Source organism: Pinirhizobacter sp. (assembly GCF_035317885.1).
In the GTDB taxonomy this organism is placed as follows: Bacteria; Pseudomonadota; Gammaproteobacteria; order Xanthomonadales; family Rhodanobacteraceae; genus Pinirhizobacter.
The window spans coordinates 1-11,014 of record NZ_DATHFX010000537.1 but is presented as its reverse complement, the minus strand read 5'-3'; the positions used below and the strand labels follow the sequence as shown (position 1 = coordinate 11,014).

The 11,014-nt window shown below is 66.4% G+C and carries 12 protein-coding genes and 1 pseudogene; all 13 read right to left on the bottom strand.

Going from position 1 to position 11,014, the window contains the following annotated elements; all coding sequences use genetic code 11:
• A pseudogene (locus tag VK519_RS17710) lies at positions 1-185 on the bottom strand (flagellar biosynthesis protein FlhF); the annotation flags it as partial.
• Between the two features lie 124 nt (positions 186-309).
• The gene (gene flhA / locus VK519_RS17705; protein ID WP_324351980.1) at positions 310-2,406 is read right to left on the bottom strand and encodes a flagellar biosynthesis protein FlhA; all 2,097 of its coding nucleotides are present in this window, start codon (positions 2,404-2,406) and stop codon (positions 310-312) included.
• Between the two features lie 3 nt (positions 2,407-2,409).
• Positions 2,410-3,555, bottom strand: a complete 1,146-nt coding sequence (gene flhB, locus VK519_RS17700) for a flagellar biosynthesis protein FlhB (RefSeq protein WP_324351977.1) — start codon at positions 3,553-3,555, stop codon at positions 2,410-2,412.
• Positions 3,552-4,328, bottom strand: coding sequence for a flagellar biosynthetic protein FliR (gene fliR, locus VK519_RS17695; RefSeq protein ID WP_324351975.1), 777 nt, complete (start codon positions 4,326-4,328; stop codon positions 3,552-3,554). The genes flhB and fliR overlap by 4 nt, the downstream gene beginning before the upstream one ends.
• Positions 4,329-4,330: 2 nt before the next feature.
• Positions 4,331-4,600 (bottom strand): flagellar biosynthesis protein FliQ, encoded by a 270-nt coding sequence (gene fliQ / locus VK519_RS17690; protein WP_324351973.1) that lies wholly within the window; start codon positions 4,598-4,600, stop codon positions 4,331-4,333.
• On the bottom strand, positions 4,597-5,343 hold the full coding sequence (gene fliP / locus VK519_RS17685) for a flagellar type III secretion system pore protein FliP (RefSeq protein ID WP_324351971.1): 747 nt from the start codon (positions 5,341-5,343) through the stop codon (positions 4,597-4,599). Before fliP ends, fliQ begins: the two co-directional genes overlap by 4 nt.
• Positions 5,343-5,768: a flagellar biosynthetic protein FliO gene (gene fliO / locus VK519_RS17680; RefSeq protein WP_324351969.1), complete on the bottom strand. Its 426-nt coding sequence runs from the start codon at positions 5,766-5,768 to the stop codon at positions 5,343-5,345. Before fliO ends, fliP begins: the two co-directional genes overlap by 1 nt.
• Positions 5,765-6,097 (bottom strand): flagellar motor switch protein FliN, encoded by a 333-nt coding sequence (fliN, locus tag VK519_RS17675; RefSeq protein WP_324351968.1) that lies wholly within the window; start codon positions 6,095-6,097, stop codon positions 5,765-5,767. The genes fliO and fliN overlap by 4 nt, the downstream gene beginning before the upstream one ends.
• 90 nt (positions 6,098-6,187) lie before the next feature.
• Entirely contained in the window at positions 6,188-7,204 is a 1,017-nt protein-coding gene (gene fliM, locus VK519_RS17670) for a flagellar motor switch protein FliM (protein WP_324351966.1), read from the bottom strand.
• A gap of 14 nt (positions 7,205-7,218) precedes the next feature.
• Positions 7,219-7,692, bottom strand: coding sequence for a flagellar basal body-associated FliL family protein (locus VK519_RS17665; protein ID WP_324351965.1), 474 nt, complete (start codon positions 7,690-7,692; stop codon positions 7,219-7,221).
• A gap of 184 nt (positions 7,693-7,876) precedes the next feature.
• Positions 7,877-9,175, bottom strand: coding sequence for a flagellar hook-length control protein FliK (locus tag VK519_RS17660; RefSeq protein WP_324351963.1), 1,299 nt, complete (start codon positions 9,173-9,175; stop codon positions 7,877-7,879).
• 8 nt (positions 9,176-9,183) lie between these two features.
• Complete coding sequence (gene fliJ / locus VK519_RS17655; RefSeq protein ID WP_324351962.1) at positions 9,184-9,618, bottom strand: flagellar export protein FliJ; 435 nt, start codon at positions 9,616-9,618, stop codon at positions 9,184-9,186.
• Entirely contained in the window at positions 9,615-10,931 is a 1,317-nt protein-coding gene (fliI, locus tag VK519_RS17650) for a flagellar protein export ATPase FliI (RefSeq protein WP_324351982.1), read from the bottom strand. The genes fliJ and fliI overlap by 4 nt, the downstream gene beginning before the upstream one ends.
• Between the last annotated feature and the right edge of the window lie 83 nt (positions 10,932-11,014).

The window sequence follows — 11,014 nt, the reverse complement described above, 5'->3', positions numbered from 1 at the left end:
TCGCGCTCGGCGCCGTGGTCGGCGGCCTCGCGCATCAGCGCCTCGTCGTAGTCGAGCGCCGCGATGATCTCGATGCCTTCGGCGATCCGGCGGGAGGACAGGATCACCGAATCCGGACCTTGCTCCTCGCGCACTTCCCGCATGGCCTGACGCATATCGGCGGCAACGAATCGTTTGATCTTCATGGCGTGGATCCGGAATGCGTGGCGGTGGTCAAGGTGTTGGCGTTCATGGCGCTAACGGCGGCGTTCCGTCGCATGTCGTGGGTTTTCCGTCGTGTGCCGTTCATCGCTCGCCCCAGCCCCTTCTCTAGCGTCCCAGTGCCGTCACCAGCCGCACGCGGCGGTTGTCTGGCACTTCGTTGTAGGCAAGTACGTGCAGGTTCTGTGCCACATGGCGGGTGAAGCGCGCCAGCCACGGCCGCAGGTTCGGGGCGACCAGCAAAACCGCAGGTTCCCCAGCAATTTCCTGCCGGCGGGCAGCCTCGGCGACGCTCTGCTGGAGACGCTCGGCCAGGCCCGGCTCCACCGCCGCGCCGGCCACGCCGCCGCCTTGCAGCGAGCCCAGGAGGATCTGCTCCAGGTCCGGCGCCAAGGTAATGACGGGGATCTCCGACCCCATGCCCGCGATCTCCTGGACGATCTGCCGACCCAGGGCAACGCGGACGGCGGAAGAAAGCACGCCGGGATCCTGACTCTGGCCCGCATGCTCCGCCAAGGATTCGACAATGCCGCGCATGTTGCGCACCGGCACGCGCTCGGCCAGCAGGTCCTGCAGCACCTTCACCACCACGCCCAGCGACAGGCGCTTGGGCACGAGGTCTTCCACCAGTTTCGGCGCCGTGGCGGCCAGGCGGTCGAGCATTTGCTGCACGTCCTGGTGGCCCAGGAGCTCATGGGCATGACCGCCCAGGATGTGCGAAAGATGGGTGGCGATGACCGTGGCCGGGTCCACCACCGTGTAGCCGAGCGATTGCGCATGCTCGCGCAGGCCCGGCTCGATCCACACCGCCGGCAGTCCGAAGGCAGGATCGGTGGTGGCGATGCCGTTCAGCGCGCCATGCACGCGGCCCGGATCGATCGCCAGCATCCGCTCGTTGTGGATCTCCGCCTCGCCCATCGGCACGCCCATCAGGCTGATGCGATAGGAGTGCGGTCCTAAGTCCAGGTTGTCGCGGATGTGCACCGCAGGCACCAGGAAGCCCAGTTCCTGCGACAGCTTGCGGCGGACCGACTTGATCCGGCCCATCAGCTCGCCGCCCTGGTTCTTGTCCACCAGCGGAATAAGCCGGTAGCCCACTTCAAGGCCGATGGTGTCGACGCTTGCCACGTCTTCCCACGACAGTTCCAGTTTCTCGCCGGACACCGGAGCCTCGGGAGGGGCCTCCAGCGCGCGCCGGGTGGCAGCGGCCACTTCCTGGCGACGCCTGTTCAAGGCCCACGCACCGGCTCCGCAGACGGCGCCGAGCATCAGGAAGGCCATGTTCGGCATGCCGGGGACCAGCCCCATCACCGCCAGCACCACGCCTGCCACCGCCAGCGCCCTGGGCTGGCCGAAGAGCTGGCCCACCACGTGCCGCCCCATGTCCTGCGACTTGGACACGCGGGTGACGATTACCGCGGCGGCGATGGAGAGCATCAGGCCGGGCACCTGGGCGACCAGGCCGTCGCCGATGGTCAAGAGCGTGTAGTTGCGCGCCGCCTCGCTGGCGGAGAGGCCGTGCTGCAGCATGCCGACGAAGAAACCGCCGACGATGTTGATGATGAGGATCAGGATGCCGGCGGTGGCGTCGCCGCGGACGAACTTCGAGGCGCCGTCCATCGAACCATAGAAATCCGCTTCCTCGCGCACTTCCTGGCGGCGCTCGCGCGCCTGTTCCTGGGTGAGCAGGCCCGCGTTCAAGTCCGCGTCGATGGCCATCTGCTTGCCGGGCATGGCATCGAGGGTGAAGCGTGCCGTCACTTCCGACACGCGCGTGGCACCCTTGGTGACGACCACGAAGTTGATGATGGTGAGGATGCAGAACACCACCAGGCCCACGGCGAAGTTACCGCCGATGACGAATTCGCCGAAGGCCTCGATCACCTTGCCCGCCGCGCCCGGACCCATGTGGCCGTGCAGCAGCACCACGCGGGTGGAAGCGATGTTCAAGGCCAGGCGCAGCAGCGTGGCGCCCAGCACCACGGTCGGGAAGGCTGCGAATTCCAGCGGCCGCATCACGTACACCACCGCCAGCAGGATCACCAGCGACAGCGCGATGTTGAAGGTGAAGAGCAGGTCCAGCATGAAGGGCGGCAGCGGCAGCATCAGCATCGCCAGCACCAGCAGCATGGCGATCGGGGCGCCGATGCCCCGGCGGGCCATCTGGCCGAATACGGCGAAACCTGAAGTGGACGGGGTAGCCATGGCTTAGTTCTCGTCGTTCATGCGGTAACGGCCCAGGAGGTCGGGATCGACGTCCGGGTTGGGTTTTTCAGGCGTGATGTCGCCCTGGGCGAGCGCGGTCTTCAGGCGGTACACATAGGCCAGGATCTGCGCCACGGCCACGAACAGCGTGGCGGGGATCTCCTGGCCGATCTCGGTGGTGTTGTAGAGCGCGCGGGCCAGCGGCGCGGCCTCCACCAGCGGCACCTTATGCGCGCCGGCCACCGAGCGGATCTGCATGGCGATTACGTCCACGCCCTTGGCCACCACTTTCGGCGCGCGCATGGCGTCCTGGTAAGACAGGGCCACGGCGAAGTGGCTGGGGTTGACCACTACCACGTCGGCCCTGGGGATGTCCTGCATCATGCGGCGGCGGGACATCTGCAGCTGCATGCTGCGGACACGGCCCTTCATTTCGGGATTGCCGTCGCTTTCCTTGTGCTCGTCCTTGACCTGTTGCTTGGTCATGCGCATTTTTTTTGCGAACGAGAATTTCTGCCACGGCGCATCGATCAGGCCGAGCAGGCCCAGGACGCAGGCGAAGTACAGGCAGGCCTGGCAGATCGTGCCCAGCGAGCGGTGGATGCCGGCGGCGACGTCGCCTGAGCCCGTGCCCAGCATGTCGACGCGGCTTTTCATCATGTACCACACCAGCACGCCACCGATCAGGATGAGCTTGAGCATCGACTTGCCCAGCTCGACGAAACCGTTGGTGGAGAAAATACGGCCGAAGCCCGCGATCGGGTTCAGCCGGTCGAACTTCGGCATCAGCGCCTGGCCGGAAAAGTTAAGTCCGCCAAGCAGGGCGGGGGCGGCGAAGGCAGCCACGATGGTCACTACGAACATCGGTGCGAGCATGCGCAATGCCTCCAGTGCAGCGGCGGAGAGCACGTGGGAAATACCGTCGGCGGAGTAGAGATCCTCGCGGTTGTAGCGCACGCCCAGCATCATGATGTTGCGCGCATGCAAGGCCAGGTCATCGCGCGTGGCAAGCACGCTGGACACGCCGGCCAGCACCACCACGCCCGTGGACAGTTCGCGCGAGCGCGGCAGCTCACCTTTCTCGCGGGCCTCGCGAAGGCGTTTTTCAGTGGCTTCTTCTGTGCGGTCCTGGTCGCTCTCCTCGCTCATGGCGAACCTCCTCCGGCGAGGCCGCGCATGGTTGCCCAGGCATCGGCGGAGAGCGCATCGAAGGCACCGGGAAGCTGGCGCAAGGCCAGCCAGACGGCAACAAGGCCAAGGCTCAAGGTAATCGGGAAGCCCACCGCAAAGAGGTTCATCGACGGCGCCGATCGGCTGATGGCGCCGAATCCCAGGTTCACCACCAGCAATGCGGTAAGCGCAGGCAGTGCCACGCGCAGTGCGCCGGAGAACAGGTGCCCGCTCCATGCCACCACACCCCAGATTTCATCGGTACCGACGCCCGTGCCCCCGATGGGCATGGTGTGGAAGCTGTCGGCCAGCAGGGCGATCAATTGCAGGTGGCCATCGAGCGCGAGGAACAGCAAGGTGATCATGCCGGTGTAGAACTGGCTCACCACCGACGATGAGCCGCCACCGAGCGGGTTCACTGTCTCGGCGTAGGAGAGGCTCATCGATGTGGAGATCAGCTGCGCGCCGAAGGCCACCGCCTCGAATACCAGCTTCAGCACGAAGCCGATCAATGCGCCCAGCAGCATCTGCTGGGCCAGCACGCCGATGCCCTGCCCCGACATCGGTTCAAGGCCCATGGGGGCCAACGGTGCGATCACCACCACCAGCGCCAGGGCAATGCCCACCCGGACGCGCACCGGGATCGTGGTGGCACCGAACACAGGGGCCACCAGGAACAATCCGCCCAAGCGGGACAGCGCCCAGGAAAAGGCGCCGATCCATGCGGTGATCTGGGCGGCTTCGATGGGCATGGCTAGCGCACCGTGGCCGGCAGGTTTTCGATCAGCTGCTGGGTGAACTGCACCAGCGTGCGCAGCATCCAGGGGCCGGCGACCACCAGCACCAGGGCCATGGAGATCAGCTTGGGGATGAAGCTCAGCGTCTGTTCGTTGATCTGCGTCGCTGCCTGCACCATGCCGATGATCAGGCCCACCCCCAACGCGGTAAGCAGCAACGGGGCGCCGATCAGCATGGCGATGTACAGCGCCTGCTGGCCGATATTGATCACGCTTTCCGGCGTCATGTGTAGAAGCTCCCGGCAAGCGTACCCAACAGCAGCGTCCACCCATCGACCAGCACGAACAGCATGATCTTGAAGGGCAGCGAGATGATCATCGGCGAGACCATCATCATGCCCATCGACATCAGCACCGATGCCACCACAAGGTCGATGATCAGGAACGGGATGAACAGCAGGAAGCCCATCTGGAAGGCGGTCTTGAGCTCACTGGTGACGAACGCCGGCAACGCAACGCGGTAGGGCACGGCTTCCTTGCTGGCGTAAGGCGCGTCGCCGGCCAGCCGGGTGAAGAGCTGCAGGTCCGGCTCGCGGGTCTGGTCCAGCATGAACCGGTGGAACGGAGCTGCCGCGGCGGGCAACGCCGCTTCCGCCGTCATGGTGCCGTCCATGTACGGCTTGACGCCTTCGGCGTAGGAATGGTTCAGCACCGGCCCCATCACGAACAACGTCAGGAACAGCGACAGGCCCAGGATCACCTGGTTGGGCGGCGTGGTGTTGGTGCCCAGCGCCTGGCGCAGGAACCCCAGCACGATCACGATGCGTGTGAACGAGGTCATCATCAAGAGGATCGCCGGCAGCACCGTCAGCGCCGTCATCAGCGCCAGCATCTGCAAGGACAGCGTCCAGTTCGAACCGCCATTGGCTGCCGGTGACACGTTCACCAGCGGGATGCCGACGGGGTCGGCGGCGGCCAGGCCCGGCAGCAGCACCAGGATGGCAACAAGGATCCAGCGCAGCGTCTTCATCAGCGCCTGCCCCACAGGCTTAGGATGTCACGGAAACTTTGCGGCGCAGCGGACGGCGCAGGCTTGTCCTCGGTGATAGGCGTTGCCAGCACGTGCAGCGTGCGCAGGCCCGACGGCGACGCGCCCACCAGGATCTGCGTACCACCCACTTCCATCAGCAACACTTTTTCCTTCACGCCCACCGGCATGGTCTCGATCACGCGGATCTTCCGGCCGCCGGGACGAACCCGGGCCTGCGCCCGGCGGGTGAGCCAGCCGGCGACGAAGATCATGGCCACGATGCCGGCCAGGCTCAGCACCACGCGCAGGAGTTCCGCACCGGTATTCATCGGCTCAGGAGCGGCCATGGCGGCGGGAGCGGCCCGCAGCATGCCCGGCGCGACTGCCATCAGCAGGGCGCCGAAGGAGGCAAACACGGTTTTCATCGCAGCTTACGAACCCGCTCGGCCGGGCTGATCACGTCGGTCAACCGGATGCCGAACTTCTCGTTGATCACCACCACTTCGCCATGGGCGACCAGGGTGCCGTTGACGAACACGTCCAGCGGTTCGCCGGCGGCGCGGTCCAGTTCCACCACCGAGCCCTGGTTCAGTTGCAGCAGGTTGCGGATGGATATCTTGGTGCGGCCCACTTCCATGGCCATGGTCACCGGCACGTCCAGTATGACGTCGAGACTGACGTCGGAGGAGATGCCAGCCTTGGCCAGGACTCCGGCGTTCGACTCGTCCGCAAAGGCGGTGGCTTCGCTGTTCATGTGCGCTTCTTCTCGTGATGGTTCATTGCCGCGCGACGGTTTGTCGGCGGGACACGAGGAGGAATGCAATGGGTGTGCCAACGCGCCCCGTCAGGCCGGGATCGGATCGGGCAGGAGTTCGGCCTGGTGCCTGGCCACCCGCGTGCGCATCAGCTGCTCGAACCGGATCGCCTTGTGGCCGTTGGCGTTACCCATCCGGCCGCGGAACACCGGCACGTCCTCGGCGTAGACGGATGCGAACTCCGGCATGGAGATGGGGATCACGTCACCGGGCCTAAGATGCAGGAAATCGCCGATGCTGATGCGCGTTTCCGCCATCAGCGACGACAGCTCCACCTCGGCATCGAGGATCTCCTCGTGCAGGGACTGGATCCAGCGGTCGTCGCGTTCGGCGCGGTCGCTTTGCACGCCGGCGTCGAGCAGTTCACGGATCGGCTCGACCATCGAGTAAGGCAGGGTGAGGTGGATTTCCCCGCCGCCGCCATCCAGTTCGATATGGAAGCGCGAGACCACCACGGTTTCCGTGGGGCTGACGATATTGGCGAACTGGGGGTTGATCTCGGAGTTGAGGAATTCGAAGTCCATCTTCAACACCGGCGCCCAGGCTTCGCCCATGGCGGTGAATATCTCGCCCAGCACGATCTGGATCACGCGGTTCTCGGTGGGGGTGAAATCCCGGCCTTCGATGCGCGCGTGGTAGCGGCCGTCGCCACCGAAGAAATTATCGATCACGGTAAACACCAGGCGCGGCTCCAGCACGCACAGGGCGGTGCCGCGCAGGGGCTTGATACGGATCAGGTTGAGGTTCGAGGGCACGGCAAGCGAATGCACGTACTCGTTGAACTTCATCATGCGCACGCCCAGCACGGATACCTCGCAGGACTTGCGCAACACGTTGAACAGGTTGCCGCGGAAGTAGCGGGCAAACCGGTCGTTGACCATCTCAAGCGTGGGCAGCCGGCCGCGGACGATGCGGTCCTGCTGGGTGAAGTCGTATTCGATGGCCACGCCGGGCGGCAACGGCTCGTCGACCTCGGTTTCCACCGCACCGCCTTCCACTCCGGCCAGCAGCGCGTCGATTTCTTCCTGGGAAAGCAGGTCGCTCATGGCGGGTCCTTCGGTTACTGCATCACGAAGCTGGTGAAATAAAGGGCGTCGATGCCGGGCTTGCCGGTTTTCTCCGCAACGATCTTCTGCACCGCGGCCAGTGCCTCGGCCTGCAGTTTCTGCTTGCCCTTCGCATCGGTCAGGGTGGTGGCGTCCTGGCCGGAGAACAGCATCACCAGCGCGTTGCGGATCACAGGGTCGGTGTCCTTCACCGCCTGGATGGCTTCCGGATCGTGCGACATCACGGTAATGCCCACCTGCAGGAAGCGCAGCGCACGGTCATCCTGGAAGTTCACCACGAAGCCCGGGTCCATCGCCTGGTAAAGCGCCTCACGATGCACGGGCTTGGCTTCTTCGGCGCCCTTCTTGTGCAGCAGGAAGAAACCGCCGGCACCGATGGCAATGACGGCCACGGCGAGGATGGCCAGAAGCCCCCCCTTCCCCTTCTTCTTGACGACGGGAGCCACATTTTCAGCGGTTGCGGACATGGAAACCTCAAGCGTTATAGCAATGTCGAAAGCGTTCGCGCGGGGAGATCCGCGCTCGTCATGATGTTCTTTGCAAGCCCCGTGCCATGCCCTTCAAGGCCTTGCAGCATGCGGGTTTGCCTTGAACCATTCGCGCCGGTTTCCCGGCGCGCGTCGGTATTTCGTTGTTCAAACCATCCTTCGGTTACGCGAAGTCGTCGACCAGGGCGTTGGGCGCGCGCACGGTTGCGTGCTGCACGTCCGCGGTATCGCCAGGCTCGCCCCCGCCCTGCGCGACCTGGGCGAACGACTTGCCATGGCCCTGGCCGCCCTGCCCGGCCTGCTGCTGGCCGACCTGCGTCTGGCCCAGCTGCAAGCCGTGTTGGGCAAGCATGGTGTCGAGCTGGGTGAGGGTCTGGTTCACCGCCTGCACGGCGGCCGGGTGTTGGGCGGCGAAGGCGACGTCCACGCGGTTCTCGTGCACGCTGATCTTCACGTCCAGCTGGCCCATGTCCTCCGGATGCAAGCGGATGGAAGCTTCCTTGATATCGCCGTTGCTCATCCAGGCGATCTGCTGGCCGAGTTCATGGGCAAAGGCCGGTGTGCCGGCCACCTGAGTGCTTTGCAAGGCCGCCGGCGCGGACAACGGGGGGGCTGCCTGCGGCACCTGGCCGGTCGCCATCTGCGCCGGGTCGGGCAGTTGGGCTGCCTTGGCCGCGTCGGCCTTGTCGCCATTGCCCAGCATGCCCGCTACGGCATCGCCGACCAGGCCGACCGCCTTGCCGATCACGCCCGTGGCAGCGTCCGCGACCGTGCCGGCCACCGCTCCACCGAGCGAACCGGTGAGAGCCTGGGCCATCTTCGAAGACGCCGTGATGGCGGCGCCAATGTCATCAGCTATGGTGGCTTTGCTGTCGTTCGATGCCGTGGCCGGCGTGGTCGGTGTGGCTGCCGTGGTAGCCACCGGCACCGGCGCGGCGGATTGCTGGATCAGCGCCAGCATGGCGGCGGCGATGGCCTGGCCGTTGGCCGGGTCCGCCGCTGGCTGGGCTGGCTGGGCGGACGGAGTCGCCTGGTCACTTGTGGTGGCCTTGGCGTCACCGCTGGGTTGGGAGTCGGTGCTGGCACCCTGGCCTGAGATTTGCGCGACAGCGTCGGCCAATGCCGCGGCCACGCTGTCGCTAGCGTCGGCAACCGTGGCGTCACCATCATCGTCAGTGTCGTCCTGGTCACTCGTGGCCGTGGCCGTGGCCTTGGCTTCGGCGTGGTGGGCGCCACCATCAGGCTGGGTCCCGTGCGGCTGCGCCTTGCCTTGCGACTGCGCAGGCTTCGCATGCTGCAACGAGGCTGTCTTCGCCGTGGGCGTCGCGGTCGCGGCCGATGCATGCTTCATCGCGTCGCCGAAGCTCGGTGTGTCGCCACGATCAGCCGTGGACGGCGATTGCCGGGTCGCAGGCCGCTGCGGCGCATTGAGCTGGATGGACGGGGGCGTAGGAGCATTCATGGGCGTTCTCATTGTCGTTGGCCCGGCTTGCGCTTGGTCTGCGAGCGCTCGTCGGCCTGGTTCTGTTCGTGGCGGTCCTCGGCCTTGCGCTCGGCGTCGCGATAGCGGGTGGTGACGGTGTCCAGGGCCTTGGCCCGGCCCCGTGCTTCCATCCACGCCTGCTGCGATGCCGCCACCGCGCGCTCGCGGCGCGCCACTTCGCCCATCTGCTGGACGATGGCCATGTCGATGCGCTGCAGGAAGCTCTGGCGGTTGAGGATGCCGGCAACGTTGCTGCCGGAAGGGATGCTGCCGTAGTCATCGCGGTAGCGACGCAATTCATCGAGCTGTTGCTGGGCCATCGCCAGCTGGTTGCGCTGGTCGGCCATGGCAACGGAGGCTTCCTGCTCGCGCTTTCCCGCCAGGTCCACCACTGGCTGCAGGCGATCTGCTCGCGAGGTCATGCGCGCTCGCCCTGGGCCACGGCGCCGAGGCCGGCTTCGGCGTCGGCCAGGCCCACCGGTTCATCGGTTTCCTGCTGCAGGAACGCCGACAACCGCGGGTACAGGGCGATCGCTTCGTCAGTGCGCGGGTCGCTGCCCTTCTGGTAGGCACCCACTGCAATCAGGTCACGCTGCTGCCGATAGGCCGAATACACCTGGCGGAAGCGCTGCGCCGAACGCATGTGCTCGCGCGATACCACCGCCGGCATGACGCGGCTGATGGACGCCTCGATATCGATCGCCGGGTAGTGGCCGGCCTCGGCCAGGTCGCGCGAAAGCACGATGTGTCCGTCAAGGATCGCACGCGCCGCGTCGGCGATCGGATCGTGCCGGTAATCGTCGCCCTCGGTCAGCACGGTGTAGAACGCGGTGATGGAACCGGTACCGGTGGCATCGTTGCCGGCGCGTTCCACCAGCGCCGGCAACATGGCGAACACCGACGGCGGATAACCCTTGGTCGCCGGCGGTTCACCGATGGCCAGCGCGATCTCGCGCTGCGCCTGGGCATAACGGGTGAGCGAATCCATCAGCAGCAACACGCGCTTGCCCTGGTCGCGGAAATGCTCGGCCACCGCGGTAGCCAGCTGCGCGCCGCGCAGGCGCGAGAGCGGCGGCGCGTCGGCGGGCGCCGCCACCACCACGGCGCGGCGACGGCCTTCCTCGCCCAATATGTGGTCGACGAATTCTTTCACTTCGCGGCCGCGCTCGCCGATCAGTCCCACCACCACCACGTCGGCGTCGGTGAAGCGGGTCATCATGCCCATCAGCGTGGATTTGCCCACGCCGGAGCCGGCGAACAGGCCGATGCGCTGGCCGCGGCCGACAGTCAGCAGCGCGTTAATGGCACGCACGCCGGTATCGAGTGGCGTGTCGATCGGCTGGCGCGACATCGGGTTGATCGGCTCGCGGCGCAGCGGCGCGCGCTCGCGCACCATCAGCGGGCCCTTGCCGTCCAGCGGTACGCCATCGGCGCCGATCACGCGGCCGAGCAGTTCATCGCCCACCGGCACGCCGGAGGTGCCTGCCACCGGGCGCACGCGGGCGTTGGGCAGTACACCGTGCAACTCGCCCGTGGGCATCAACAGCAGGCGGCCGTCGGAGAAGCCGACGACCTCGGTTTCAAGTTCGCTACCGTCGGCGCCGGACACCATGCAACGCGCACCCACCGGGGCCTCGCAGCCGACGGCTTCCAGGGTAAGTCCCACCACGCGGCGCAGCTTGCCCTCTGCCTGCAGCGGGCGAAGATGGTCCAGTTGCGCGCGGCGCATGGCCAGCGCATCGCGCCAGCGCTGGTTGCGATCGGGCGGAAGGGGGATCGCGTCGCTCACGCCACGGGCTCCCCATCGGCGCGGTCGTC

Coding starts and splice junctions, on each gene's coding strand:
- flhA (WP_324351980.1), bottom strand. CDS start 2,406: ATGGCTACCCCGTCCACTTCAGGTTTCGCCGTATTCGGCCAGATGGCC.
- fliR (WP_324351975.1), bottom strand. CDS start 4,328: ATGCCCATCGAAGCCGCCCAGATCACCGCATGGATCGGCGCCTTTTCC.
- fliP (WP_324351971.1), bottom strand. CDS start 5,343: ATGAAGACGCTGCGCTGGATCCTTGTTGCCATCCTGGTGCTGCTGCCG.
- flhB (WP_324351977.1), bottom strand. CDS start 3,555: ATGAGCGAGGAGAGCGACCAGGACCGCACAGAAGAAGCCACTGAAAAA.
- fliO (WP_324351969.1), bottom strand. CDS start 5,768: ATGAAAACCGTGTTTGCCTCCTTCGGCGCCCTGCTGATGGCAGTCGCG.
- fliJ (WP_324351962.1), bottom strand. CDS start 9,618: ATGACCTCGCGAGCAGATCGCCTGCAGCCAGTGGTGGACCTGGCGGGA.
- VK519_RS17665 (WP_324351965.1), bottom strand. CDS start 7,692: ATGTCCGCAACCGCTGAAAATGTGGCTCCCGTCGTCAAGAAGAAGGGG.
- fliQ (WP_324351973.1), bottom strand. CDS start 4,600: ATGACGCCGGAAAGCGTGATCAATATCGGCCAGCAGGCGCTGTACATC.
- fliM (WP_324351966.1), bottom strand. CDS start 7,204: ATGAGCGACCTGCTTTCCCAGGAAGAAATCGACGCGCTGCTGGCCGGA.
- fliN (WP_324351968.1), bottom strand. CDS start 6,097: ATGAACAGCGAAGCCACCGCCTTTGCGGACGAGTCGAACGCCGGAGTC.
- VK519_RS17660 (WP_324351963.1), bottom strand. CDS start 9,175: ATGAATGCTCCTACGCCCCCGTCCATCCAGCTCAATGCGCCGCAGCGG.